Raw genomic sequence first — 25,639 nt, forward strand, 5'->3', positions numbered from 1 at the left:
CTGCGCTACCGCCGCTCCTCGCGGGTGTCGCGGGCGACGCAGTAGGTGGGCCGGGCCTGGACCGCGGTGTAGATGCGGGCGACGTACTCGCCGAGCATGCCGAGGCAGAAGAGCTGCACGGCACCGAAGAACAGGACGGTGATGATCAGGGACGTCCAGCCCGGCAGGGCGCTGCCCATGGCGTGCACGGTGAGGGCCCAGGTGAGGAAGGCCAGGCAGAGGAGGAGACTGAACGCGCCGATCGCCGTGGCCAGCCGCAGGGGGAGCGCCGAGAAGCTGGTCACGCTGTCCAGGGCCAGCAGGACCATCTTGTGCACCGGGTACTTGGTGCGGCCGGCCACCCGTTCCGCGCGCTGGTAGGTGATCCGGCCGCCGGGGAACCCCAGCCACGGGATGAGCAGGCGGTAGACCTGCCGCTGGTCGGGGAGCGAGGCGAGGGTGTCGACGACGGCGCGGGACAGCAGGCGGAAGTCGCCGGCCTGAGCGGGGACGAAGGAGCCGGCCAGGCGGCGCATGAGCCGGTAGTAGACGCCCGCCGTGCGGCGTTTGAACGCGCTGTCCGTGGACCGGTCGTCACGGACGCCGTAGACGATGTCGAGGCCGTCCGCCCGGGCGAGCGCGAGCATGTCGGGGATGAGCTCCGGCGGATCCTGCAGGTCCGCGTCGATGCTGACCACGTACGAGCCGAGGGCGCGGTGCAGTCCGGCGGTGAGGGCGGCCTGGTGGCCGCTGTTCCTGCGGAGGGTCACGACCCGCAACTGGGGCCAGCCGGTCCGCAGGTCCTCCAGGAGGAGCGCGCTCCCGTCGGTCGAGCCGTCGTCGACCGCGACGACCTCGTACGGTTCGCCGCCCCCGTCGAGGACCGGCCGCAGCCGCGCGGCCAGCAGGGGAAGGGCCTCCTCCTCGTTGAAGACGGGAACCACGACCGACAGCGTGATCGGTCCCTCCGAACGGCGTCCCGAGCCTGTGTCGCACACAGCACCGATGATGCGGGAACCGCCCGGCCCCGGCACGTCGAAGATCCGGCGCGCACGGCCATCCAGCCGTTCCGTGCATACTGCTGGGCATGAAGTCCTCGATCGCCGCCCGCATGCACCTGATGATCACCTTCGTCCTGGTGACGTGCGGGGCGGTCGCCGGGGTCTGCTTCGGGCTGCTGCTGGGCGGCAGGCTGACGGCTCTGGCCGCGGGCGGCGCGGCCGGCCTGGGCGCCGGGATCGGCTCCTTCCTCTCCCGCCGCCACGTGACGGCCTTCTTCGAGCCCGAGCGGGGCGTCGCACGGGCCGACGGCTACGCGGAGGGGATCGCCGACGCCGTCCTCGTGAGCATCGCGACCTACCAGGCCGCGGTCTTCCCCCTGACCCGGGAGGGCGTGAGCGAGGAAGAACGGGACGCGCGCCGCACGGTCGCCTACCGGGTCTCCGCCTACGAGGGCCTGCCCCTCGCGGTACGGCTGTCGGCGGCGGCCGCGCTGGAAGCCCTCGACCAGGGCCTGGACGCCGAACGGGCCCGCGCCGCGATGAAGGACCTGTCCCTCACGGTCTACGACCACCGCGCCGGCCGCTGACGCCGACGGTCACCCCGGCCCTCGGCCCCGGGGCCGAGGGCCTGGGCACCGGTCACAGGCTCCCGAAGAGGGCGTCGAGGGGCGCCGGTACGGTGTCGGGGTCCAGCGCCTCGACCAGCAGGCGCCCGTAGCGGATCTTGCGCCCCTTCTTCGTACCGAGGAAGCGCCGCACCTGCTGGTGCACGGGACGGCCGAGCTGCGCCGGCTGGCGCTGGAAGGTCTGCCACGCACGGAAGTCGCCCTCAGCCCGGATGACCTCCTCGACCCGCGCCGTGCCCAGCACACGGATCAGCTCCTCCTCCAGGTCTGCCACGCACACGAAGACGTCCCCGTGCGGCGCTCCCGCCCTCCGCAGGCCGCGGTCGAAGAACGGCCGCTCCCGCTCGTCGCACAGGCCGACCAGCCGCAGGCCGAGACCGGGCGGCCCGAGCAGGCCGGCGTAGCGGCCGACGCTCATCGCCCCGCCCATCGACACCACGCACACGCCCTCGGCGGCGAGATCCCGCCCGCGGAGCGCGGCCAGTGCCTCGACCGCGGCGAGATCGCTCGTTCCCTCCAGGAGGACCGCCGTCCGTACCCCCAGCCGCACGGCCAGGCCCCCCGCCGTCCCGCCGGGGCCGCCGGCCGCCTGGAGCACGACCTCGTCGCGGAACGCCTGCATGTCGACCATGCTGCGAGTCTGCCCGGCCACGTCGGCGACGGCACGTGAATATCAGGCGCCCGAACAGCGGGCGCCGCCCCCGGCCGCCGGCGTCCCGCCGGGCAGCGGACAGCACGAGGCCCCGGGGAACGGGTCCCCGGGGCCTCGTACTGTCACTTCGCTGACCGCAAGGACCAACGACCGGCGGGGCGCGAGGTCACGCCCGCACCGGCGGAGCGGCACCCTCGCGACCGCGGTGCTCCCTACACGGCCACCTGGCGCGCCAGGGGAGTGGTTTCGGCGGGCGTCGGGGTCATACGGGCCGCCTCACGGGGCAGAAGCACGGATGACTCACAGGAAGAGGTTGATATGAACACCGCAAAACTCGCCTACCGGCCTGTGGGGCTCGCCCTGGGCGCCGCCAGCGGTATGGCCGCCGGCCTGGTCTTCAAGCAGGCGTGGAAGCTGGTGGGGAACCAGGGCGACGCCCCGGACGCCATGGACGAGAACCGCTCCTGGCGGGAGATCCTCATCGCCGCAGCCATCCAGGGCGCCGTCTTCGCGGCCGTCAAGGCCGCGGTGGACCGGGCCGGCGCCACCGGCGTGCGCCGCCTCACCGGCACCTGGCCCGCCTGAGCCCCGTGCTCCGCCGCGCCTGCCCCGCGCCGCCGCGCACCGGTTCGCGGTGCGCGCGCGGGGCAGGCGCGGCGGGGACAGCCGCAAGGACCGCCGTGCGGGCTCGCCCGTCCCCGGTCCTGCGTTCCACCGATTCACCGATTCACCGTTTCAGCGGAGGAGTTGTTCTCGCGTGACCGAGTACGTGTGGAGTTACAGGTCGACGGCCGGCCCGCAGGCCGGGATCGACCTCACCGGCTTCGAGGTCGAGGCCACGGACGGCGGCGTCGGCAAGGTCGCCGCGCACTCGAACGAGGTCACCGACGCCTACCTGGTGGTGGACACCGGGACCTGGATCTTCGGCAAGGAGGTCCTGCTGCCCGCGAACACGGTCGTCAGCATCGACCCCGAAGAGCGGCGGATCCACGTCGACCAGACCAGGGGCCAGATCAAGGACGCGCCCGAGTTCGACCGGGAGAAGCACCTTGAGGACCCGGAGTACCGCGCGCTCCTGGGCTCCCACTACGGTCTCGGCGGCACCTTCGGCCGCTTCTGACGGCGCGGGCCGGGCCGGCCCCTTCCTCCGTGGAAGGAGCGCGACACCGCCGCCTTCGCGTACGTCGCCCGCCCGCCCGCCCGTTGCCGTCGTAGCCTGGCGGCATGCGTGCACACGATCTTCTTGTCATCGGAGCCGGGTCCGGAAACGCCGTCATCGACGAGTCCTTCGCCGGTCTCGACGTGGCGATCGTCGAGGAGAGGTGGTTCGGCGGAACGTGCCTGAACGCCGGCTGCATCCCGAGCAAGATGCTCGTCCACACCGCCCGCGTCGCCCGCACGGTCGCCGAGGCCGGCACCTACGACATCGACGCGGAACTGGTGGCCGTGCGCTGGCGGGCGATGCGGGACCGGGTGTTCGGCCGGCTGGACGCCGAGCGCGAAGAGGGCCGCCGAAGTCGCCGCGAGGCGGACTCCGTCACCGTGTACGAGGGGACGGCGCGCTTCACGGGCCCCCGGCAGCTGCGGATCGAGGGCCTCGACGGCACCGACGGGGCCGTCGACATCACCGCCCGTAGAATCGTCGTCGCCGTCGGGGGACGCCCGTCGGTGCCCCCGCCCGTCCTCGCATCCGGCCTGCCGTACGAAACGTCCGACACGGTCATGCGGATCGACGCCCCGCCCCGCCGCCTGGCCGTCCTCGGCGGCGGGTACATCGCGGCGGAGCTGGCGGAGGTGTTCGACGCGGCCGGCAGCTCCGTCGTCATCGTCGAGAAGGAGCGGCGCCTGCTCGGCCCCCAGGACGAAACGGTCGCCGAACGGTTCACCGAACTGGCCCGCTCCCGCTACGACCTCAGGCTGGGCCGCGAGGTCACCGAGGTCGGCGGCCGCCCCGGCGCGCTGCGGCTGAGCCTCGACGACGGCTCGACGGTCGAGGCGGACATGCTGCTGGTCGCCGCGGGCCGCGTGCCCAACAGCGACCGGCTGGACGTCGCGGCCGCCGGGATCGCGACCGGCGACGACGGGCGCATCGTCGTCGACGCCCACCAGCGCACCACCGCCGACGGCGTCTTCGCACTCGGGGACGTCTGCACTCCGGTGCCGCTCAAGCACGTCGCGAACCGGGAGGCACAGGTCGTCGCCCACAACCTCCGCCACCCGGACGACCTGATCGAGGCCGACCACGATCTGGTGCCGGCGGCCGTCTTCACCCGCCCGGAGATCGCCTCGGTCGGCGCCACGGAGCAGCAGTGCCGCGACCGCGGGCTGGATTTCGTGGTGGGCGGCGCCCGGTACGAGGACGTCGCCTACGGCTGGGCGATGGAGGACACCACCGGCTTCTGCAAGGTGCTCGCCGAACGGGGCACCGGCCGCCTGCTCGGCGCCCACATCATGGGCCCGCAGGCCCCCAGCCTCATCCAGCCCCTGGTCCTGGCGATGACGCTGGGCATCGACGCGTCCACCCTCGCCACCTCCCCGTACTGGATCCACCCGGCGCCCACCGAGCTCGTCGAGAACGCCCTCCTCGACCTCGGCATGTGACACCGGCCGGCCCGCTTTCACGCCGAACTGCGCACATGGCCCACTCCGGACCATTGCTCGCATCGGCGCCCGCCGACTGGGCATCCGACTGGCAGGCGGCCGATCCGGACCGCTCAACCCGCTGAACCTGGCATCCGCACCGCCGGGCCGCACCGACCGAGGGGATCCCTCCCATGGCACGCACCGTCGCCCACGTCGTCGTCGACGCGCTGAAGGAGCTGGGAGTCCAGCACGTCTTCGGAGTCGTCGGAGACGCCTTGAACCCGCTGACCGACGCGATCCGCACCACGGACGGGGTGGACTGGGTCGGCTGCCGGCACGAGGAGGCGGCGGCCTTCGCCGCCGGGGCGCAGTCGCAGCTCTCCGGAACCCTCGGGGTGTGCATGGGGACGGTGGGGCCCGGCTCCGTCCACCTCCTCAACGGGCTCTACGACGCGGCCAAGAGCCGCGCCCCCGTCCTCGCCATCTGCGGACAGGTGCCCCTGGCCGAGATCGGCAGCGACTACTTCCAGGAAGTCGACAACGACCTGCTCTTCCGCGACGTGGCCGTCTACCGCGCCACCGTCACCTCCCCGGAGCAGATGCCGCGGATGCTGGAGTCCGCCGTGCGCGCGGCCATCAGCCAGGGCGGCGTTGCCGTCCTGACCGTGCCCGGCGACCTCGGTGACCAGGAGGTGGCCGACGACCGTCCCACGCGGTTCGCCCTCGACCGCGCCGTGACCCGCCCCGACGACCCGGCCCTCGCCGAGGCCGCCGAACTCCTCAACTCCGCCTCCCGCGTGACGCTGCTCGTCGGCCGGGGAGCCCGCGACGCCCGCGCGGAAGTGCTCCGTACCGCGGACCGGCTCGCCGCGCCCATGGTGCTCACCCTCAAGGCGAAGGAGGGCTTCGAGGACGCGAACGCCTTCCAGGTGGGCCAGACCGGTCTGATCGGCAACCCCGCGGCCGCGCACGCGCTGGAGCACGGCGAGGCGCTGCTGATGCTGGGCACCGACTTCCCGTACCGCGACTGGTACCCGAAGGACTGCAAGGTCGTCCAGATCGACACCCGGGAGGAGAACCTGGGCCGCCGGGTGCCCGTCGACGTGGGCCTGGCCGGCGACGTGGGGGCCACGCTGCGGGCCCTGCTGCCCCTGCTGGAGGAGACACCCGACCGGGCGCACCTGGAGGACGCCCGGGAACGGTTCACGCAGTGGCAGGAGGGCCAGCAGCGGCTCGCCGACCCGGCGCACGAACACCGCTGGACCGGCAAGCTGCGGGCGGCTTTCGACAACAGGGACCACGAGATCCGCCCCGAAGCCCTCGCCGCGGCGGTGGACCAGTACGCCGCCGACGACGCGGTGTTCACCTCCGACACCGGTATGGCCACCGTCTGGCTCTCCCGCTTCGTCACCATGCGGGGCAGCCGGCGCCTCATCGGCTCGTACAACCTCGGCTCGATGGCCAACGCGATGCCCCAGGCCCTCGGAGCGCAGCTCTGGGCGCCCGACCGGCAGATCGTCGCCTTCTGCGGCGACGGCGGGCTCAGCATGCTGCTGGGCGACCTCATGACGATCAAGACGTACCAACTGCCGGTCAAACTCGTGGTCTTCGACAACCGCCGCCTGGGCATGGTCAAGCTCGAACAGGAGCAGGCCGGCCTGCCCGAGTTCGGCACGGAGCTCGACAACCCCGATTTCGCGGCGGTCGCCACCGCTCTGGGCCTCACGGGCATCCGCGTCACCGACCCGGCCGACCTGCACGACAGCGTGCGCAGGGCGTTCGACACCCCGGGCCCGGTCCTGCTGGACGTCCTGACCAACCCCGAGGAGGTGGCCGTGCCCGGCAAGCCGACCGTGAGCCAGGGCTGGGGCTTCGCCATCGCCAAGATCAAGGAGGTCCTGCCGAGCCGGGAGGGCTAGGTCCTTTCGGACGTGCCGGCGGCGCACGGGCCGGCGAACCTCGCACGCGTGATCGGGCCGTTGCCGGGTAACCGGCCACTACCCCGTCGAGTCCGGTCCCCATCACCGGACGGACCCGACGGACTCGACGGACCCGGTCGACCCGACGGAGTCGGCCCGAATGAGAGGACACCCCGATGAGCATGCCGGAGTCGCACGGCGCCAGAGGCGAGGAGCCGGTCGCGGACCGGCCCGTCCGGCGAGGTGCCGAGCGGGCTGCCGGCGGCAACGGCGACGGGCGGGACGAGACCGAGACCGAACGCGCGGACCGGCAGTGGGTGGAGCTGATCCAGGAGATCCGCGTCGCCCAGACCGGCGTCCAGATCCTCTTCGGCTTCCTGCTGACGGTCGCCTTCACCCCCGCCTTCCAGGGGCTTGCCCAGACCGACAAGACGATCTACATCATCACCGTCGTGCTGGGCTCGCTGGCGACGGGCGCGCTCATAGGGCCGGTCGCGTTCCACCGCATGGTCTCGGGCCGCCGCATCAAGCCCCAGGCCGTGACCTGGGCGGCGCGCCTGACCTTCACGGGCCTCATCCTGCTGCTGGCCACCTGCACCGCGGCCCTGCTCCTCGTGCTGAGGGTCGCCACGCACAACGCGGTCGTACCGTGGCTCGTGGGCGGTGTGCTGACGTGGTATCTGCTGTGCTGGTTCGTGCTGCCCCTGTGGGCGCGGATCCGGGTCACCTCGAAGGACTGACAGTCGGACGGGCCGCCGACGCCCCGCCCCCCCGCCCCAGACCGACGCCCCGGCCCCGACGGGCCGGGGCGTCGGCGCGTCCTCAGACGCGCTGGGCGCGGTGGAGCAGGGTGTGCAGCCCGTGGCGGCGCAGGGCGGCCCGGGCGGCGTTCGCGCCCGGGGCGCCGTGGACCCCGCCTCCGGGGTGAGCGGCCGCGGAGGCCAGGTAGAGGTGCTTGACGGGAGTCTCCGGCCGACCGGTGCCGGGCACCGGCCGGAAGAACAACTGCTGGTGCAGGGCGGTGGTGCCGTTGTTGATCGCCCCGTTGCGGAGGTTCTCGTCCATCGACTGGAGCGTCGGCGGCGCCAGGATGCGGCGAGCCCCGATCATCGTGCGGAACCCGGGCGCGAACCGTTCCACCTGTGCCTCCACGCGGTCGGCCATCGCCTCCTGCTCCCGCGCGTCCCAGCAGCCGGTGATGCCGTCGGGGCCCGCGTCGGAGGCGATGTCCTGGGGGAGGTGGGTGTAGGCCCACGCCGACTCCGTGCCGGCCGGTGAGCGGCTGGCGTCCGCCGTCGTCATCTGCCCGAACAGGACGAACGGTTCGTCGGGCACCTGCCCCATGGCGATCTGCGCGGCGAACCGGGTCAGGCCGTCCATGCCGTCGGCCAGGTGGACGGTCCCCGCCCCCGCGGCCTGCGGCGCCGACCACGGCACCGGGCCGGTCAGGGCCCAGTCGACCTTGAACGTCGCGAAGTCCCACTCAAAGAGCCTCAGGTCACGCAGGAGACGGGACGGAAGGTGCTCCTCGCCCACCAGGCCGCCGTACAAGGACGGCGCCGACACGTCCGCCAGCACGGCGCGCCGCGCGGCGACGCCCTCCCCGCCGGCGGTCCGGACGCCCACCGCGGCGCCGCCCCGGACGACCACGGACGCGACCCGTTCCCCACAGCGCACGACACCGCCCCGCGCCTCCAGCCGGCGCACAAGAGCATCCGTCAGGGCGCCGGCCCCGCCGACGGGCACGGGGAAGCCGTGGCTCTGCCCGAGCATCGACATCAGCCAGCCGAAGCCGCCGCTGCCCGCGGCCTCGGGTGCCAGGTCGGCGTGCAGGGCGTTGCCGGCCAGCAGGAGCCGCCCGCCCTCACCGGTGAACGTCTCCTCGCCCAGGCGGCGCACCGGCAGGGCCAGTTTCCGTGCCAGCCGCAGCCCGCCCGAGGTGCGCAGCCGGGCCGCCAGCCGCAGGCCGGCACGGACCGGGGGGAACGGGGTGAACAGGCCCTGCACCACGGCCGGGCCGACCCGGCGCCACACGTCGTACATGTCCCGCCAGGCGTCCCCGTCCGCGCCGGCGAACTCGGCCAGACCGGCCGCCGTCTCCTCCACGCGGCGCTCCAGCACCGCGCACGTTCCGTCCCGCAGCGGGTGGGCCAGTACGGCCGGGGCGTGGCTCCACCGCAGTCCTTCGGCGGCGAGATCGAGCGCGGCCAGGACGGGGGACGCGGCGGCGAGCGGATAGAAGGCGCTGAAGACGTCCGAGACGAAGTCGGGGTGGACGCCCCGGTCGCTGCGGACGGCGCCGCCGGGCTCGGGCTGCGCCTCCAGGACCTCCACGCTCCAGCCGGCGTCGACCAGGACGTTGGCGGCCACCAGCCCGTTCGGGCCCGCGCCGATCACCACCGCGTCAGGCACGGCGGGCCCCGGTGCGGTCCTGCTCCACGACCCGGGCCAGGCGCGCGAGCATGCCGCGGTGCCGGAGCTGGATGACCACCTCGGTCGGGGGGCCGTGCAGGAGCCCGCCGATCCCGCGCAGAGGATGCTCGTCGCAGACGACGAGGGTCTCCTCGCCCCACGGCCGGAGCTGCAGGAAGATGCGCGCGGTGCCCAGCGCCTTGGCGTACGCCTCCAATTCCAGCTCCCGGCCCGGTTCCACGTGGCGCACGGTCGTCACCCCGTCGGTCGACCAGGGGCCCAGCCCCACCGTGTAGCGCAGTCGGGAACCGACCTCCGGCCAGGTGTCGTCGAGGGGCTCGGACGCGGACGGACCCACCACCCACTCCCCGTACCGTCCCGGATCGGCGAGCACCGCCCACACCGCCTGCGGGGGGCGGCGGATCAACTGATGCCGGACAGCCATACGAGGACTCCTCCTGCCGGGGGCGCCCGTGCGGACGTACGCGCTCGGGGCCGGTGTCAAGGTCATGGTGCGTGTACCCCACGTCATGGTGCGCGCACCCGTACCGCCGCGCATCCGCGCAACGATCGACGCGAGGGCCGACGCGCGCGGGCCGACGCGCTCGGATCGCCGTACCGCGCGGGCCGACGCGCGCGATACGGCGATCGGGTGTACGGGCGCGGATCAGGGGCAGCCGGTTGTCACGTGCAACGGGAACGGTGGAAGGAAGCGCTCATGCTCATGGCTCACCCGGCTGTCCTCTCGGGCCTCGTCGACCGCTACTGGGCCCTGTCGGTGCTCAGCGCCGAACACGGGACCGCCGAGGCCCGTGACCGGCTGGAGGACGTGGCGGCCACCCTGTGCGTCGCGACCGGCACCTCGGATGTGCACGCGGCCCTGGCCGCGGCCCGCTACCGGCTTCCCGGCGCGCGCACCTTCGACGACTCGATCCTCGGTCCCCGGCCGGCCCCGCGACGCCGCGTGGCGGCCTGACGCGTGTCCGGGCCCGCGGGCCCGCGTGGTTCCCGCGTTGCCGCCACCGTCGGGCGCCCGCCGGGGCCCGGGCGCCGGGAGCGCAGTGCTCCCGCGGAGCGGCGCGTTCGGCCGGGGTAGGTGCGACGGCGCCGTCCGACCCCTCACCACCAGTACGCGGGATACCTCGGAGCCGTGCGGCGCACCCGTGAGGCGGCGTAGCCGGTCAGTACGAGCAGCACCGTCGAACCGACGAGCAGCGGGATGAAGCGGCCGGGCAGCGGGGTCTGCAGGACGATGATCACGGCGGTGGCGACGGCCGGGGAGTGCGGGGTACGGGCGACCATGTTCAGCGCGAGCGTGAGCCCGGCCGCCACGGCCGCGGCCCAGGCACTGCTGCCGGCCGCCGCGAGGACGGCGTAGCCGACGGCGCTGCCCACCAGATGGCCGAGGACGACGCTGCGCGGCTGGGCCAGCGGCAGGGTCGGGGCGCTGTGCACCAGCGCGGCACTGGCCGCCAGCGGGGGTATCAGCACCGGTTCGTGGATCATCGCGCCGATCGCGACGAGGCCCAGCAGGACGGCGGTCGCCGCACCGGTGCTGTGCAGGGCGGCGACCGGGCTGGGCCTGGCCGGGGCCCGGACGGATCCCTTGCGGCGGCGCGGCTCGGGGTGGTCCGGGGAGCCGGCGTCGACCGGGGCGGGGGTGGGCTGCGGGCGCAGCGCCGCGTGGGTACTCATGTGCGACATTTCCGGGGATGGACGGCCGGCGGGCCGACGGGGCGGGGAGCGCCGGGCGAGGGTGGTGCCGGGGCGGGGCCGGCCCGGGGCGGTGTCGGCCGGGGACGTCCGAGAGGAGCCTATCCGTCCGGTATCGGACGGCTCCGCGCGGGCCCCCTGATCGGCGGCCACTGCGCAGCCGAGCCGCCCGGCGCCTCGCGGCGCCTCGCCGGGGTTCGCCGTTGCTCGTCCCGGGCGGCGAGGAGCGGACGCCCTCCTGGTCACCCCGGCCAGGCGACCCGGCGCGGCGTTCGACCGCGCGAGAAGGAGGGCCGACCCGGACGGAGTGAGCTGACCCGGGCCCGGGGGAGCCACCGGCCCCGATCCGCGCCGGTCAACCCGGGCGCACCACAGCCGGGGACGCCTGCGCCCCTTGTTGACACCCGCTGGACGGCGTGCGACAAAGACTGCAGGGCCTGTTCGCCCCCGCTCTCTCGTCTGAGGTGCGCTCCTCCTCTTGACCGGGCCGCCGTACCTGCCGGTGCCCTCGCCGGGCCAGGGGCCGGCGTCGCGCGACCGTCACCGCCCCCTACCCGAGACTCGCCGAACAGCGGGCAACCACCGCGTATGTGAACGGACAACTCTGCCTTGACCATGATTCCCGGATCCCGTGTCCCGGGCCGGACCTGGACCGTCCGTCTGACCGGCCACGGCGACCACACCGTCTCCGTCACCTGCAGCACCGAGGCGTGCCGCATGCCGCCGCGCTCCAAGGACACATCGGCGATGCGGCGGTTCGCCGCCGAGCACGCGCGCGCACACGGTCGGCTCGCCACCGTGCGCCCCCACGCGACGTGCGCCTGCGGAGCCGCCGAATGCGGATTCCATGAGGACACCAGAGCCTCCTGCATGGGCGCCCCGCTGCTCGTCCTCATCCACAATCCGGCCATCGGCCAGGTCTGGACCCTCGCCGAGATCTGCCAGGCCTGCGCGCCCCTGATCTCCCACACCGCCGTACTCGGCCGCGCCCAGGACCCGTCGTCCGCCCGCGCCTCCGCGGCGGCGGCCCCCCTCGGGCCCGTACCGGCCTCACCGGCGCCGGGCCGAGTGGCCGTCGCCGGCGGCTTCTCCTCCCCGGAGGCCGCTCCCGAAGTCGTCGCCCGCCGCCGCCCGCACCGCGGTGGCCCTCGACGCGCCCGCTGAAGTCCCGTCGCGCGGTCGTGCGATGGGGTGCGTAGTGCTCTGCGGTGCTGCCCGGCGCTCTGCGATGCGGCGCGGCGGGGGGCTGTGGGGCTGCTGCCGTCGGCCCGTTGCCCGAGGGCGGCGGTACGAGCGCCGTCGTCGGGGGATCACCGGGCACGGCCCCGCGCCCCGGCCGGGAGGGGCCGGGAACGCGGGACCGGCCGGCTCCGTACGGAACCGGGCGGCAGCCCCTCGTGCGGGCGGGCCGGCCGCACGACGCCGGGGGAGGAACGCCCTGCGGCCGAGGCCCGCTCCCGAAAGACCCCGCCCCGTGGGCGGCGGCTTCCGGTATCCACCCGTCTAACCGGGCTGTCCTGCGTCAAACGTCTTCCCCCTCATGTTCTGAGAAGACGTCAGGACGCCCCGGATTCCCCCGCGCCACCGCCTCGAGGTGTTCCTTTCGCAGCGCGGTCCCTACCCGCTCCGCATGAGCGGGCCCCGGACGCCCCTCCGCCGCGGGTGCGCCAGACGGCTGACCCGGTCCTCCCGCGATGGGCCGACGAAACCCTCGCGGTGGGCGTGCGCGCCCGATGTGACCTGCGGATCTTCCGGTGTCAGAGCCCGTCCGGCGCAAGGCTTCCGGATCATGCTCCGGTGGAACTGCACCACGGCTCTTTCGCAAGGGTGCACAGTCTCGGGCAGTCCCGCGAACCGCTGCCCCTCTAAGGTACGCCGACCGGAGTCCGGCGACCGCCCCGGCGGTTGCGGGGGTCCGGCCGCCCGCCCGCGCTTCCCGCACGGGGTCGCAGGACAGACCCTGACTCACGGAGACGGACCGTATGGACACGCATCAGACCACTTCACTCCTCCTTGGCCTCGCCGCCATCGTGATCCTGGCACGCGTACTCGGAGCCCTGGCGCGGAGATTGGGCCAGCCCGCGGTGATCGGTGAGGTCGTCGCCGGTATCGCGCTGGGACCGACCCTCTTCCACGGGGCGATCTCCGACGCCCTCTTCCCCGGATCCATCAGACCCCTGCTGGGGGCGCTGGCCGCGGTCGGCGTCGCGGTCTTCATGTTCATAGTCGGACTGGAATGGGACGCCACGCTGATCCGCGGCAGCGGCAGCCTCGCCACTTCCGTCTCGTTCAGCTCGATCCTCGTGCCGTTCGGCCTCGGCATGGTGCTGGCGCTCTACCTGATGGAGGATTACGGCACCGGTGACCAGACCGGCTTCATGCTCTTCATGGGCATCGCCATGTCGATCACCGCGTTCCCCGTGCTGGCCCGCATCCTCACCGACCGCAAGATGACGCGCTCCCCGCTGGGCGTGGTGGCGCTGGCCTGCGCCTCCATCGACGACGTCCTCGCGTGGACCGTGCTCGCCGGAGTGGTCGTGCTCAGCGGCGCGGGCGGCGCGGACGAGTGGCGCATCCTGCTCGCCCTCCCGTACCTGCTCGGCATGCTCTTCGTCCTGCGGCCCCTGCTGCAGCGCTATGCGGACCGCCGTCCCGAACTCCGCCTCACCCCGACCGTGTTCGCCTGCGTCGTCGCGGGACTGCTGCTGTCCGCCGCCGCCACCGAGTGGGTGGGACTGCACTACATCTTCGGCGCGTTCCTGTTCGGCGTGGTCCTGCCGCGCACCGGCACCGAACGGCTCCGCTCCGAGGTGCACGACCGCCTCGGGGAGATGAACGGCACCCTGTTGCTGCCGGTGTTCTTCCTTGTCGCCGGCCTCAAGGTCGACCTCTCCGAACTGGACATGGGCGGCATCGGAGCTCTGGCGCTGATTCTCCTGGTGGCCGTGGGCGGCAAGTTCACGGGCGCCTTCGTCGCCGCCCGGTTGAACCGGATGCCGGTGCGGCAGTCGGCCGCGCTCGCCGCGCTGATGAACACCCGGGGCCTGACCGAGCTCATCGTCCTCAACGTGGGTCTGCAACTGGGCTTCCTGTCCCAGGGCCTCTACTCGCTCATGGTTGTCATGGCCGTGGTCACGACCGCGATGGCGGGCCCCCTTCTGACCTGGTTCATCGGTCGACCCGAGGCCGACGACCTGCGCAAGGCGGCCGCGCCCTCCGAAGCGGCCGAGCGCTCCACGGAAGCGGCCGAGCGCTCCGCGGGAGCCGTGGGGACCCGACTCTAGGAGTCACGCGTGCCGCAGGGCCTTCCGGGGGTGGGGCCGTCACCGGCCGGTGGCGGCCCCACCGGCCGGTACTCCGCTCTGCTCCGTGCCGTTCAGCCCCGCTCACCCGGCTGCTCAGCCCTGCTCACCCCCGCCGTTCAGCTCTGGTCACCCCGGTCAGCCCGGTCCCGCCGGTTCTCGCGGGCCGTGAGCTGCCCCTGTACGTAGGCATCGGTCTCCGGTGTGTACGGGCCGCCGTGGTCGAAGAGCAGGTCGGTGATGCGCCGCCACTCCGCCACCTCGGCCCGCGCCCCCGCCTCCGCCGTCTCCAGGTCGCCCGCGGTCTCCTCGGCGGCCTCCAGGGCCTCGGCGGCCTCGTGGTGCGCCATGCCGCCGGCCCGTCGGCGGACCAGGTCCCGGGCGCGCCGTTCCCCCGGCGTGGGCTCGTGGGGCTCGTCGGTGATCGCGGTGTGCCGGCTCATCGGTGGTAGGCCCTCCGTTCGAGTTGGCCCGGACGCGGCGAGCACGTCCGGGTCCGTCGTCCACTCGCGGATACCCCCGTCCGCCGGCCATCCGACCACCCGCCGGGGCGAATCTCCGGCCCGTGTGGCGATGAGAACCGGCGCGGCCGCCGGTCTACCCTTCAGGCCCATCGTCCCGGAGGAGCGGAACATGACCGACACGACCCCTCTCGACCTCGGTCCGCAGACCCGGATCGTCGCCCGTCTCGCGGCGGCCGTGCCGGACGCCCGGCTCTCCGACCCGACACCCTGCCGCGCCTACACGGTCGGCCATCTGCTGGGCCACCTCACCGGCCTGGCCACCGCCTTCCGTGACGCCGCCCGCAAGGACCTGGGACCCACGACGGACACCGAGCCCGGCGAGGCCGCGCCGGACCTGCCCGCCGACTGGCGCGAACGACTGCCGCGCGTCCTCGGCGAACTGGCCGGGGCCTGGCAGGATCCGGCCGCCTGGACCGGCATGACCCGCGCGGGCGGTGTGGACCTGCCCGGCGACGTCGCGGCCGCGGTCGCCCTCGACGAACTGGTCGTCCACGGCTGGGACCTGGCCCGGGCCACCGGGCAGGAGTACGCCCCCGACCCGGCCGCGCTGCGTGCCGCGCACGCGTTCCTGCTGGCGTCGGTGGGGGACGAGGGACGCGACGAGATCTTCGGCCCCGTCGTGCCGGTTCCGGACGGGGCTCCGCTGCTCGACCGGGCGGTCGGGCTGAGCGGGCGGGACCCGGGCTGGGCCGGATGAGCTGTCCGGCGCCACGCGACGCGCGCCCCGTCGTTGCACGGGCATGACTGATTCCATGGTGCAGATTCCCGCTGACTGGCTGGTCCGCGTCTTCCTCGCCCTGCGGCGCGGGGCATCGGGCGGTGCCCAGGCCGTCGCCGAGGAGCTGAGGCCGTTCACGGAGAAACCCGGCCAGCGCGTCCCCGTCCCCAGGCCCACGGTGCTGCGCACCGAGCAGGCGCTGCGCCGGGAAGCGGAGATCGCGAGGGCGCAGAGCCGCCGCACCGAGCTGTCCGACCACGCCGAATTTCTGGTGCGGCAGCGACTGTCCGACCACTAGGACGGGGAGGGATCACGCGGGCGCCCCGGGGCCGACCAGGGCCCGGGGCCCAGCCCGCTGCCCGGCCGCGACCCGCGCCGGCCGCGGGCCGGGCGGGACTTCGACGGCAGGGCCTAGTGGCCGCTCTCCGTGAGGAGGGACGGTGACCCCTCGCGCTGGTGGGGGACCGGGGGGAAGGGGGACGGCGGGTGTTCGTCCCGGTGGAGGGAGACCGTCCGGGTCGGGGCCGGGATCGAGATGCCTTCCTCCCGGAACCGCCGGTGCAGGCGCTTGATGAACTCGTGCTTGATCCGGTACTGGTCGCTGAACTCGCCGACGCCCAGGATCACCGTGAAGTTGATCCGCGAATCGGCGAACGTGTGGAAGCGGACGGCCGCTTCGTGATCCGGGACCGCGCCGTTGATCTCGGCCATCACCCCGTCGACGGTGTCCAGGGTGACCCGCTCGACGTGCTCCAGATCGCTCTCGTACCCCACGCCCGCCTGCACCAGGATCGAGAACCGGGCCTCCGGCTGGGTGAAGTTGGTCATGTTCGTCCGCGCGAGGCGCCCGTTGGGGATGATGACCAGGTTGTTCGACAGGTTGCGCACCACCGTGTTGCGCCAGTTGATGTCGACGACGTACCCCTCCTCGCCGCTGGTCAGCCGGATGTAGTCCCCCGGCTGCACGGTCTTCGAGGCGAGGATGTGCACCCCGGCGAAGAGGTTGGCGAGAGTGTCCTGGAGGGCCAGGGCCACCGCCAGACCACCCACCCCGAGGGCGGTGACCAGCGGCGCGATGGACACGCCGAGGGTCTCCAGGGCAACGAGCACACCCATCACGAGGACCACGATCCGCGTGATGTTGACGAAGATGGAGGCCGACCCCGCCACCCCGGTGCGCGCTCCCGCCACGGACTGGACCAGCCCCGCCACCACCCGTGCGGCGCTGAGCGTGGCGATGAGGACGAGCACGGCGGTCAGCGACTGGTTGACGAAGCCCGAGACCCGCGCGGTCAGGGGCAGTGTCGTGGCGGCCACCGCGGCGCCCGCGATCACGGCGGCACCCGGGGCGATGGTGCGCAGCGCGTCGACGATGACGTCATCCCCCCGCCACCGCGTCCGCTCGGCGTGCCGGCCCAGCCACCGCAGGAGCCCGCGCAGCAGCAGCCCGGCCAGGGCGCCCGCCGCCAGCGCGATCCCGGCGACCAGCCAGTCGTGGAGGACGAGGTCCCGGTTCAACGGACCCCCTCCGTTGCTCGGCGCCGCCCCGGGGCAGTGGCGGCGGCCGCCGCCGACCGTCGTATGAGGTGTGTCGTCACCTTGTCACCTGTCAGTTCGTCGTGCTGTAGGCCGCGTTCGGGCGTGTGGACGCATCCGTAACGGGCTGCCCATCCTGCCCCATGGCAGCAGCACGCACCGCATGCGGGGCGGCCGTCACCGCCGCGCGGCGGCGTGCTCCAGGACCGCGCGCACCTCGGAGGTGATCGCGCTCTCGTTGCGTTCGAACTCCGGCCCGGTCAGCTGCCCGGGGTCGTCCGGCAGGCCGGTGAGCACCGGGGTGTGGAGGTGCCCGCCGGGCAGGTGCGGGGCGAGTTGGGCGCGCAGCCGGTTGGAGCGGTAGGCGACCTCGTTGGACAGGTAGCCGCCCCCGCCGCCCGCCACGGCCCGCGATCCCGGCGTCGGGCCGTCGGCCCGGTCCACCGGAGCGGTGCCGCCCGCCGGGATCTCCGTCACCTCGGGGTTGAGGAGGACGGGGTACGGGGTCTGCACGGCGGCCGTGACCGCGGCGGCGGGCAGCGTGGTGCGGATGAACTCCGGGCCCGGGCCGAGGCCGGGCGCCGTCACCGGGCGCTCGCGGGTGCCACCGGCGAGGGCGCGCACGTTGTCCGGGTACGGGTCGGCGGAACGGGCCCGCCCCGCCCAGTCCTCCAGGGTGAAGAGGCCCGGGTAGCCCTGGCTGACGCTGGTGATGACGTCGGCCCGGGCGGGACCGACCAGGTGGGGAGCGAAGGCCCGCTCCACCATGCCGGCGTCGAAATCGGCGTACCGCACGGGCAGGACGACCGCGCGGATCTCGGCCGGGCTGCCGTCGGCGAGGGTCACGCGCCGTCCGTTGAGCTGGAGCGCCGCCGATCCGGACGGATTGGCGCGGCGTATCTCCGCGTCGAGCCCGAAGGGGTCGAAGCCGCTGATGAAGACGCGTCGTACGCCGGGCGCGGTCCGGAAGGCGTTGTTCGTCAGGCCGCGGGAGGCGTCCTCGAAGCGGGCGCGCAGTGCGGCGCGGTCGACCGTGAAGTCCGGGTTCCAGCGCGCGAGTTCGACGGACATGCCGAGGCGGGCCCAGTACAGCGGCCGGTCGTCCCCGACGGCGAGGTCGCCGCCCGGCCGCTGCCCCTGGGCCCGTCGCACGGCGGCCTGCCACAGCGCCTCGCCCCAGGAGTCGACCAGCCGGCCGGCCTCGGCGGGACCGCGGGTCGCGCACAGCGCGGCGGGAAGACGGCGGACGAAGTCCCCGAATCCGGCGCGCTCGACGAGGGCGGTGGTGCGCGCGTCCGCGAGCCGCGCCTGCTCGGCGTCGAGCGCCGCGGACGTCGGAGGCCGGCAGGCGACGGCGCCGGCGGCGGCGTGCGCGGAGGGGGCGAGTGCCAAGGGGAGGACGGTGACGAGGAGGGCGGCGGCCGTTGCCGCACGACGTAAGAGCAACATGCGATGTGACATTACATAGGGGATGTCGCCCTCACCAGGGACCTCCCTGCCCCGGCGTCCTGACTGGCTCGACCCGACCGCTACCGCCGGGCGCCACGAGCCGCCGGCCGGGTGCGCCGGTCCGCCGCGTCAAGCGGACACGCGACGGCCCGTGCGCCGCGCCGTCCGGAGTCACCCGGGCGGGTCAAGCGCAGGCCGCCCGCTGCCGCGAATGGCCGATGATCGGAACACCGAACAGGCGGTGGGCCGCACGCGACGCATACCGTCGCTGCCGTACACATCCGTCCGCGAGGCGTGTGGAGACACCATGTCCCATCGAGGTCGCAGGCTGACGCGCGCCTGTATGAGCACGGTCGCCGTCGGCCTGCTCGTCACCGGCAGCGCCCTCGCCCCACCTCCGCGGCAGACCGCCGGCGGCGGAGCCGGGGCCGATGTCGCGGTGGGCGCCTACCTCCACTACGGCTCGCCCGGCGTCGAGCGGATGGGGGAACTCTCGGACTGGCTCGGCGGTACCGAACTGCGCGCGGGGCACACGTACCTGCCCGGCGACACCTGGGCGAACATAGAAGGGGCACCCGACTCCCTGCGCAGCTGGGCTCAGTGGCGCAACGCCGAGGCCGATCGGCTGTTCGTCCTCAACGTGCCCATGCTGGAGGGCAACGAGACCGGCGCCTCCGACGCCCGGGTCGCCGAGCTGCTGCGCTCCGGCGCGAAGGGCACGTACGACCACCACTTCCAGCGGCTGGCCACACGTCTGGTGGCCCTCGGAGTGCCCGACACGGTGATCGTGCTCGGCTGGGAGATGAACGGCTTCAACTACACCCACCGGTGCCGGCCCGACCCAGGGAGCTGGAAGCGGTACTGGCGGCGCATCGTGGGCGCCATGCGCTCGGTGCGCAGCCAGCGGTTCCGTTTCGACTTCGCCCCCAACCGCGGCGCAGACGCGATCGCCTGGACCACGTGCTACCCGGGCGACGACGTGGTCGACGTCATTGGCATGGACTCCTACGACCAGCCGCCCGGCCACACCTTCGAGGAGCAGGTCAGCCAGCCGTACGGCCTGCAACAGCAGGTCGACTTCGCGAAGGCGCACGGCAAGCGCATCTCGTACCCGGAATGGGGGCTGTTCCGCAACGGCGACAACCCCGATTACATGCGCAGCATGCTGGCATGGATCGCCGACCACCGGCCCCTATACCACAGCATCACCGACTACTGCCCGCACGGCGTGTGGCAGTGTGCCGACAACCCGCGCTCCGCGGAGGTGTTCCGGGAGTTCCTGGCGGTCGGGGAGGAGCGGTGGTCGGCCGTACGGCCCGGGCCGTGGGACGACTGATCGCCGCGGCGGGGGCCTGGGATACTCGGTCCCGTGGACGCACCGAAGCCCCCCTGGGCCAACACGACCCATGACTGGTCCGCCGTCGTCGACGGGGAGCATCTGGCACACATCCGGCGGAACCCCGCGGAGTTCGCCCCGGACGGGCCCTGGCACCTGGTGCTGGAGGTCCTCGCCTACGCCGCCGACGAAGCCGCGGGCAACGGCGGGGGACGGTGCGTCGTCGTACTCCACCCCGACGGGTCCGTGTCCGTCCGGGACGACGGGCGGGGCACCGACACCCGCCCGGACGAGCACGGCCGCAACGTGCGGAAGCCGGTGATGGCGACGAAGGACCTCCGGTTCTTCGACCTCCCGCACGCCGAGGTGCTTCCCGACGGCCACCCCCGGCGCGGCATGTCCGTGGTCGCCGCGCTCAGCGAATGGCTCGTCCACACCAACCGCCGCGCGGGCGGCGCCTGGACGCAGACGTACGGTTACGGAGTGCCCGTCACCGCTCTCGAACCCGTCCGGCCCGACGGCACCAGCGGCACGCTCGTCCACTTCAGGCCGGACGGTCCGGTGGGGCCGGCGGGCATGCCGGCGGTTGTCGATCTCCCGCTCCTGGCCACGGCCTGGCCGCAGTTGCACCTCCGCGTCGAAGACCGGCGCGGTGACTGCCGCACGACCGACGCGACCGACACCCCGGGCACCACAGGCACCGCAGGCACGACCGACACCGCAGACACGACCGACACCGCAGACCGGTCGTCGTGACCGCCCGGGGACGGCCCGCGTGCCGGGATGGACGACGGACCTGGAGCCGGGTGACCGACCGCCGACCCGGCAGTCAGTCGAAGAGGTTCTCCCGTTCGGCCAGTTCGCGGTCGATCAGCTCCTGTACGGCCGTCCGCGTGGTCTCGCTCAGTCCCCGGGCGGCGTCCCGGCGGGCGGCCAGGCCCTCGGGACGGGCGGGCGCCGGGATCGGTTCGCCGATGGTGATGGTCCAGTTGGACGGCAGCGGGAACGGCGTGGTCACGGGGAAGTACGGCACGCCGAGGAGCCGGGCGAGGGTCGGCACCTCGCCCAGCTTCGGGCAGGCCTCCTCCGCGCCGACGATCCCCACGGGTACCACCGGCGCCCCCGAGCGGATGGCGGCGACCGCGAAACCGGGGCTGAAGGAGCGCAGCCGGTACCGCTCGGTGAACGGTTTCTCCAGCCCCGCGATGCCCTCCGGGTACACCCCGACGAGCTGCCCGGCGTTGAGGTGGTCGACTCCGGCCGTCGGACCGATGGGGAGGGCGCCGTTGCGTCGCGCGTGCCGCCCGAGGATGGGGGTGCGGAAGACGAACGGGGCCGCGAGGAAGCGGACGCGCCGGTCCAGGGCCCGGCCCAGGACCTTGTCCAGCACGAACGCGTCGAGGCCCCACGCGCCGGAGTGGTTGACCGCGATCACGGCCGGGCCCTCGGTGGGGATGTTCTCCAGGCCCAGCGCGACCACCCGGAAGTAGTCGTCGACCAGCCAGTCGAGGAGGCGGTCCCACGCCACGCCTCCGGCCTCGCCGAGCAGCCGTGTGACGGCCGTGAGTTCCGCCCCTGTCGCTTTGATCATCTCGGCCACGCTGTCCTTCACGATCGGACCTCACTGTCACATCGCACGTCGACGACCAGCTGTCGGCGACCCGGGTCTTCCGCCGGTTCAACGGCGGCGTGGCCTGTTGATCACGGCCGTTCCGGAAACGACCGCGTGATTCTCGTCGTCCGGGGGGCTGGGCGGGGCAGTGCCCGCCCAGCCCCGGGGATCAGTCCGACAACCGCCGGGCGGCGCGCCGCACGTCCGTGGCCGCCCGGGAGCAGCGATCGGCGTGTGCCAGCAGGACCATGCGGAAGCGTTCGCCGGCCTCGCTGCCGTTCCAGCCCGGGTCGGTGGCACGCGGACAGAGTCTCCGCGTGCCCGTCCAGCCGGTCCGCGGCGGCCTGCCCGCGCATGCCGTGACCGGCCAGCCGCCCGGCCGCCGCAGGGTCGCCCGCCCACGGCGCGCCGTGGGCCGTGACGCAGCGGACGACTTCCCCGCAGACGAGCGCGGCGAACCGCGCGGCCGCGCAGCCGGACGGGCTCCCGCACAACGACCAGGACGGATCCGTCCGCTCCCCGTCCGCGCGGGGCCCCAGCAGCTGCGGCAGGTAGAGGATCTCGTCACCGGCTCCGAGGGCCGTGCCGTGGGCCTCGACCGGCACGCACACCGGGTACACCACGGCGGACAGCGGCGGATGCCGGTCCAGGGCCGACTCCACGGCCTCCTCGGCCGCAGCTGCGCCGCTCGGGGCGAGGGCGTCGAGCGCCGACGCGGTGGTGGCCGTCGACACCAGGGCCAGAGCGTGGGCGACGGCCGGGTACGTCTCCTCGGCATCCCGGCGCCCGGACGCCAGCCGGCCGGCCAGCGAGCCGGGTTCGGCGGCCGCCACGTACGGCGCGAGGCGCCGCCGCAGCGCGCCGCCGCCCGCGCCTCGTACGCACGGCCGCCCGAGGCGCCCGCCGCCGTCACCAGTTCGCTCAGCAGGGTGTCCTCGGCGGCGCCCGCCCCCAGCACGACGAGCCGGCTCAGCCGCAGCATGCCGTGGCGCCAGAGGTCCCGGTCCAGGGTGCCGTCCTGCCGCCGGGCAGTCGGCAACCGGACCAGGTGCTCGGCCACCTGGCCTGCCGGGCCGTCGAGTCCGTGCTGCGTCGCCGCGTCCCACGCGTCCGGCGGTGCCACGTGCGGCGACAGGGCGTACCGGCTGCCGTCGGCGGCGAGACGCGTCGCGGTTCCCAGCGCTCCCGCACCGTCGGCGCAGGTCAACAGGGTTTCGGCGGCCGCGCGGGTCAGCGGTACGACGAAAGCCCCGGACGGCGTGCGCATCCGCACCGGTCGCCCGGGCCGGCCACCGCGCAGGTGCGTCATGCGCGTCCACCGCCATGGCCACCGCGGCCGGGCGGCGGTAGGTGAGGTTTCCCGCCATCCGGGCCACTTCACCGACCAGTCCGCCGTTCGGACCGAACCCCAGCCCTGAAGGGCTGGTCAGCGCCCTCGCACACGACACTGCCGTGCCCAGTGCCCACCCCGGCCGGCGCAGGGCGGCCAGCCCGAACCGCCATCCGCTCACCGCTCCGGTCAGTTCCGCACCGGCCCGCTTCGCTGTCAGGGCCGCCTCCGCCAGCAGGACGGACGCCGCGATCAGGAGCTCCGCGTCAGGTCCCCGGCCGGCTCCGCCCGCGGGTCCGGGGCCGGAGGCGGCGTCGAGCGCGCGGACGGACGGCCCGGTCTGGCCCGGAATGGGTGGGACTGCTTCCTCGACCACCTGAGACGTCACGGTGCTCCCTCTCGTCGCCGTGCGGTCGCACCGCACGGGCCCCTTTTCGCCAGGCATGCCGGCATCGAAAGAGATCCACTTCGCACACGCGGGCCGTCCCGTGCCGGCACCCGGGCGGCCCCGGACCACCCGCGGTCCGCGCCGGAAGGCTGTCCAGGGCCCGATTCCACGGGGTGGGGGAGGGCGCAGCCGGGCCAGGGCCGCCCGGCCGGATCGCATCGGACGGAAGGCTGAGCGGCGTCGCGCGGTGTTGACACCCATGCCGCGCCACCGGCACATGGGCGTCCCTCTGCGCGGGGATGCCGGTGTCCCGGGGGCGGGTCGGCGCCCCTTGGAGAGGACCGCCTCCGTGCGCCGGATTCCTTCGATTCGGGGGCGGAAGGTGGCCCGCACCACACTGACAAAAGGTATTAACCGGACACATAGGGTGAGATCGGGGCGGCCTAGCGGTGACCCGCCCCACAGGACCCACGTCACATACGAGCCGCGGTAGTAGCCGCGGCAGGTCCCTCACCGGCCCCGCGCACGCCCCGCCGTCTGCCCGGCATCGACTTCCCCGCCGAGGGGCCATCGGCCCCCTCCTGCGAGGCCGGGTAGTAACAGGCCTCGTTGCCAGCGGGGTGGGCGGTCGGTAGAACTGGATGAGTCGCACGGCGGCCGGGGTGCTCCACTCCCCGCCGACGAACCCCTCTCCTTCGCGTGAGTGGCTCACGCATGCCTCGGCGTGCCGCGACCGCCCCCGTCCCCTTCGGAAGGTCTCTCCGTGTCCCACGCCGTCATCCGCCGCATCGCCGCTTCGAAGAAGGCCCTCGCGGGCAGCGCCCTCGCCCTGGGCGTCGCCGGCTCCATGCTGGCCGCCGTCCCCGCGCAGGCCGCTCCCACCAGCGCCAAGGCGATCGCCCGGCAGATGATCAAGGACCCGGCCCAGTTCGCCGCATTCGACAAGATCATCTCGCGCGAGAGCGGCTGGAACCACACCGCCACGAACTCCTCCTCCGGCGCCTACGGCCTGGTCCAGGCCCTGCCGGCCTCGAAGATGGCCTCGGCGGGCTCGGACTGGAAGACCAACCCGGCCACCCAGATCAAGTGGGGCCTGACCTACATGAACGAGCGCTACGGCAGCCCCGTCGGCGCCTGGAAGTTCTGGTCCGCCAACCACTGGTACTAGGAACGCGCGCCGAGAGCGCTGCTCCCCGCACGAAGACGCTCGGTCGGACCTCTCCGGCCGGGCGTCTTCGCGTAACCGGTGGCCGACGGGCCCCGCCCGGCGACACTCAGCCGGCGGACCGCGCCCGGTGCACGGCCCTGCGCGCCTCGCCGGGCGCCCGCCCCTCCCAGCGGTGCACCGCACGCCGAAGGGCCCGCACGTCGCTGTACCCGACCCGGCCCGCGATCGATTGCAAGGGCAGATCGGTGGTGTGCAGCAGCTCCATGGTGTGCTCGTGGCGCACGGACTCCACCTCCGCACGCCACGTGGTGCCGTTCGCGGCCAGCCGGCGCTGGAGCGTGCGGGGGCTCATCGCGAGACGGTCCGCCACGGTCTCGAGGGTCAGGGAGTCCTCCCGCAGCGCCGCGGTCAGCACCGTCCGGAAGTGGTCGTGCCACTGGAGGACGGGCTGGGACGCCGCCAGGACCAACTGCGCGTGGTGGGCCAGGATCCGGTCCATGCCCGGCTGCGCCTTGGGCAGCGGCGCGTGTACGTCGTCCTCGCTGAACGAGATCGAGTTGTGGGGCGCGTCGTAGTGGATCCGGGCCGTGCCGAACAGCCGGGCCAGCTCCCGGGCTCGCTGCGGCGGGCGGTGGGTGATCGTGACGCGGGAGGGGACGAGCCGGCGGCCGGCCGCGGCGCGGGCCCGCGTCAGGAAGATGGAGAGGGCGAAGAGGTCGACCGCCTGCACCACGTCCGGCCCCCAGGTGCCCGTCGCGTGGCGGACGGTGAAGTGACGCCCGTCCTCCTCCACGATCAGCTTCTCCGCGGCCGGATCGCCGAGGGAGGCTATGAGGTCCACGGCCTGGGTGAGCGACTCGCGCAGCGTGGGCCCGGAGGTGATCAGGTAGTCCCACGTGCCGAAGGTGCCGATCGGGGCGTCTTCGAGGATCAGGGGCCCGATCAGCGTGTGCGGTTCCAGCAGGACCAGGTTCTCCCACACCCGCAGCAGCGACGCCGTCGAGATTCTGGCCAGGTCGTTCCCCAGTACTCCGGCGGCGAGGTCCGGCACACGGGCGAGCCTGCCCGCACCGGCACCGGTCAGGGCGCCCATGAGGGAACGTGTGAGATGGGCCGACACCGTGCCGTCGATACGGGAGGAAAGCATGGGAAGCCCGAGGCTACCAGCCGCCCCGAACCGTACCCGGGGGCGGTATGAGCCCTGCCCGTTCCCCGCTGCGCACCGCCGTGCCGACGGCCTCCGTCAGGTGGGGGCCGCCGGGCGCCCGGCGGGTGCGGCGGGTCGTTCGGTCAGCTCGTGACCAGCAGGCCGCGGGTGCGCAGGACGCGGCGTTCGAGGGGGCTGAAGATGAGGAGGTCGATGGCGATGCCGACGATGAGGATGAGGAGGA

25 protein-coding genes and 1 pseudogene are annotated in these 25,639 nt (G+C 73.8%); 14 read left to right on the forward strand and 12 right to left on the reverse strand.

The window, feature by feature from the left end:
• Positions 1-5: 5 nt before the first annotated feature.
• Entirely contained in the window at positions 6-923 is a 918-nt protein-coding gene (locus AC07FY_RS30565) for a glycosyltransferase family 2 protein (protein WP_479012876.1), read from the reverse strand.
• Between the two features lie 143 nt (positions 924-1,066).
• On the opposite strand from AC07FY_RS30565, the gene AC07FY_RS30570 reads away from it, so the two are divergent.
• The gene (locus tag AC07FY_RS30570) at positions 1,067-1,567 is read left to right on the forward strand and encodes a hypothetical protein (RefSeq protein ID WP_479012878.1); all 501 of its coding nucleotides are present in this window, start codon (positions 1,067-1,069) and stop codon (positions 1,565-1,567) included.
• 52 nt (positions 1,568-1,619) lie between these two features.
• Here AC07FY_RS30570 and AC07FY_RS30575 read toward each other — a convergent pair whose 3' ends face one another.
• On the reverse strand, positions 1,620-2,237 hold the full coding sequence (locus tag AC07FY_RS30575; protein ID WP_479012881.1) for a TOPRIM nucleotidyl transferase/hydrolase domain-containing protein: 618 nt from the start codon (positions 2,235-2,237) through the stop codon (positions 1,620-1,622).
• Positions 2,238-2,576: 339 nt separating this feature from the next.
• Here AC07FY_RS30575 and AC07FY_RS30580 point away from each other — a divergent pair, with 339 nt between their 5' ends.
• The 5 genes from AC07FY_RS30580 (at position 2,577) to AC07FY_RS30600 (ending at position 7,500) form a co-directional block, all read left to right on the forward strand.
• Positions 2,577-2,843, forward strand: coding sequence for a DUF4235 domain-containing protein (locus tag AC07FY_RS30580; RefSeq protein WP_479012884.1), 267 nt, complete (start codon positions 2,577-2,579; stop codon positions 2,841-2,843).
• A gap of 172 nt (positions 2,844-3,015) precedes the next feature.
• The gene (locus AC07FY_RS30585; RefSeq protein WP_479012887.1) at positions 3,016-3,378 is read left to right on the forward strand and encodes a PRC-barrel domain containing protein; all 363 of its coding nucleotides are present in this window, start codon (positions 3,016-3,018) and stop codon (positions 3,376-3,378) included.
• A gap of 104 nt (positions 3,379-3,482) precedes the next feature.
• Positions 3,483-4,859 (forward strand): mycothione reductase, encoded by a 1,377-nt coding sequence (locus AC07FY_RS30590; RefSeq protein WP_479012890.1) that lies wholly within the window; start codon positions 3,483-3,485, stop codon positions 4,857-4,859.
• 173 nt (positions 4,860-5,032) lie between these two features.
• Positions 5,033-6,760, forward strand: a complete 1,728-nt coding sequence (locus AC07FY_RS30595; protein ID WP_479012893.1) for a thiamine pyrophosphate-dependent enzyme — start codon at positions 5,033-5,035, stop codon at positions 6,758-6,760.
• Positions 6,761-6,936: 176 nt separating this feature from the next.
• Positions 6,937-7,500 carry a DUF6328 family protein gene (locus AC07FY_RS30600; protein ID WP_479012896.1) on the forward strand — a complete coding sequence of 188 codons (564 nt, stop codon included), beginning with the start codon at positions 6,937-6,939 and terminating at the stop codon, positions 7,498-7,500.
• Positions 7,501-7,582: 82 nt separating this feature from the next.
• Here the strand turns inward: AC07FY_RS30600 and AC07FY_RS30605 are convergent, their stop codons facing one another.
• Together AC07FY_RS30605 and AC07FY_RS30610 are read right to left on the reverse strand one after the other, a co-directional pair.
• Entirely contained in the window at positions 7,583-9,172 is a 1,590-nt protein-coding gene (locus AC07FY_RS30605) for a phytoene desaturase family protein (protein WP_479012898.1), read from the reverse strand.
• Entirely contained in the window at positions 9,165-9,617 is a 453-nt protein-coding gene (locus tag AC07FY_RS30610) for an SRPBCC family protein (protein ID WP_479012901.1), read from the reverse strand. The genes AC07FY_RS30605 and AC07FY_RS30610 overlap by 8 nt, the downstream gene beginning before the upstream one ends.
• 273 nt (positions 9,618-9,890) lie before the next feature.
• Between AC07FY_RS30610 and AC07FY_RS30615 the strand changes: the two genes are divergently transcribed.
• Positions 9,891-10,148 carry a DUF5133 domain-containing protein gene (locus AC07FY_RS30615; RefSeq protein ID WP_479012904.1) on the forward strand — a complete coding sequence of 86 codons (258 nt, stop codon included), beginning with the start codon at positions 9,891-9,893 and terminating at the stop codon, positions 10,146-10,148.
• Between the two features lie 143 nt (positions 10,149-10,291).
• Here the strand turns inward: AC07FY_RS30615 and AC07FY_RS30620 are convergent, their stop codons facing one another.
• A complete protein-coding gene (locus tag AC07FY_RS30620; protein WP_479012907.1) occupies positions 10,292-10,867 on the reverse strand; it encodes an HPP family protein in 576 nt (191 codons plus the stop codon).
• A 633-nt stretch (positions 10,868-11,500) separates the two neighbouring features.
• On the opposite strand from AC07FY_RS30620, the gene AC07FY_RS30625 reads away from it, so the two are divergent.
• Together AC07FY_RS30625 and AC07FY_RS30630 are read left to right on the forward strand one after the other, a co-directional pair.
• Positions 11,501-12,049 carry a hypothetical protein gene (locus AC07FY_RS30625; RefSeq protein ID WP_479012946.1) on the forward strand — a complete coding sequence of 183 codons (549 nt, stop codon included), beginning with the start codon at positions 11,501-11,503 and terminating at the stop codon, positions 12,047-12,049.
• A gap of 818 nt (positions 12,050-12,867) precedes the next feature.
• Entirely contained in the window at positions 12,868-14,169 is a 1,302-nt protein-coding gene (locus AC07FY_RS30630; protein WP_479012910.1) for a cation:proton antiporter, read from the forward strand.
• 137 nt (positions 14,170-14,306) lie between these two features.
• On the opposite strand, the gene AC07FY_RS30635 is transcribed toward AC07FY_RS30630, so the two are convergent.
• Positions 14,307-14,630: a hypothetical protein gene (locus AC07FY_RS30635; protein ID WP_479012913.1), complete on the reverse strand. Its 324-nt coding sequence runs from the start codon at positions 14,628-14,630 to the stop codon at positions 14,307-14,309.
• A 190-nt stretch (positions 14,631-14,820) separates the two neighbouring features.
• Between AC07FY_RS30635 and AC07FY_RS30640 the strand changes: the two genes are divergently transcribed.
• Both AC07FY_RS30640 and AC07FY_RS30645 read left to right on the forward strand, forming a co-directional pair.
• Entirely contained in the window at positions 14,821-15,408 is a 588-nt protein-coding gene (locus AC07FY_RS30640) for a TIGR03086 family metal-binding protein (protein WP_479012916.1), read from the forward strand.
• Positions 15,409-15,463: 55 nt separating this feature from the next.
• Positions 15,464-15,727 (forward strand): hypothetical protein, encoded by a 264-nt coding sequence (locus AC07FY_RS30645; RefSeq protein WP_479012919.1) that lies wholly within the window; start codon positions 15,464-15,466, stop codon positions 15,725-15,727.
• A 113-nt stretch (positions 15,728-15,840) separates the two neighbouring features.
• Here the strand turns inward: AC07FY_RS30645 and AC07FY_RS30650 are convergent, their stop codons facing one another.
• Together AC07FY_RS30650 and AC07FY_RS30655 are read right to left on the reverse strand one after the other, a co-directional pair.
• A complete protein-coding gene (locus AC07FY_RS30650; protein ID WP_479012921.1) occupies positions 15,841-16,947 on the reverse strand; it encodes a mechanosensitive ion channel family protein in 1,107 nt (368 codons plus the stop codon).
• Positions 16,948-17,142: 195 nt separating this feature from the next.
• Positions 17,143-18,414, reverse strand: coding sequence for a pyroglutamyl peptidase (locus tag AC07FY_RS30655; protein ID WP_479012924.1), 1,272 nt, complete (start codon positions 18,412-18,414; stop codon positions 17,143-17,145).
• Positions 18,415-18,757: 343 nt separating this feature from the next.
• Between AC07FY_RS30655 and AC07FY_RS30660 the strand changes: the two genes are divergently transcribed.
• Together AC07FY_RS30660 and AC07FY_RS30665 are read left to right on the forward strand one after the other, a co-directional pair.
• Positions 18,758-19,750 carry a glycoside hydrolase family 26 protein gene (locus AC07FY_RS30660; RefSeq protein WP_479012927.1) on the forward strand — a complete coding sequence of 331 codons (993 nt, stop codon included), beginning with the start codon at positions 18,758-18,760 and terminating at the stop codon, positions 19,748-19,750.
• A 33-nt stretch (positions 19,751-19,783) separates the two neighbouring features.
• On the forward strand, positions 19,784-20,506 hold the full coding sequence (locus AC07FY_RS30665; RefSeq protein WP_479012929.1) for an ATP-binding protein: 723 nt from the start codon (positions 19,784-19,786) through the stop codon (positions 20,504-20,506).
• 73 nt (positions 20,507-20,579) lie between these two features.
• Here AC07FY_RS30665 and AC07FY_RS30670 read toward each other — a convergent pair whose 3' ends face one another.
• Both AC07FY_RS30670 and AC07FY_RS30675 read right to left on the reverse strand, forming a co-directional pair.
• On the reverse strand, positions 20,580-21,341 hold the full coding sequence (locus AC07FY_RS30670) for a lysophospholipid acyltransferase family protein (protein ID WP_479012931.1): 762 nt from the start codon (positions 21,339-21,341) through the stop codon (positions 20,580-20,582).
• Between the two features lie 110 nt (positions 21,342-21,451).
• Positions 21,452-22,195 (reverse strand): hypothetical protein, encoded by a 744-nt coding sequence (locus tag AC07FY_RS30675; RefSeq protein ID WP_479012934.1) that lies wholly within the window; start codon positions 22,193-22,195, stop codon positions 21,452-21,454.
• 1,648 nt (positions 22,196-23,843) lie between these two features.
• Between AC07FY_RS30675 and AC07FY_RS30680 the strand changes: the two genes are divergently transcribed.
• Complete coding sequence (locus AC07FY_RS30680) at positions 23,844-24,248, forward strand: aggregation-promoting factor C-terminal-like domain-containing protein (RefSeq protein WP_478999116.1); 405 nt, start codon at positions 23,844-23,846, stop codon at positions 24,246-24,248.
• 106 nt (positions 24,249-24,354) lie between these two features.
• Here the strand turns inward: AC07FY_RS30680 and AC07FY_RS30685 are convergent, their stop codons facing one another.
• Together AC07FY_RS30685 and AC07FY_RS30690 are read right to left on the reverse strand one after the other, a co-directional pair.
• On the reverse strand, positions 24,355-25,395 hold the full coding sequence (locus AC07FY_RS30685) for an AraC family transcriptional regulator ligand-binding domain-containing protein (protein ID WP_479012936.1): 1,041 nt from the start codon (positions 25,393-25,395) through the stop codon (positions 24,355-24,357).
• A 143-nt stretch (positions 25,396-25,538) separates the two neighbouring features.
• Positions 25,539-25,639: pseudogene (locus tag AC07FY_RS30690) on the reverse strand (ABC transporter permease); the annotation flags it as partial.

The organism is Streptomyces sp. NPDC045967, assembly GCF_056430495.1.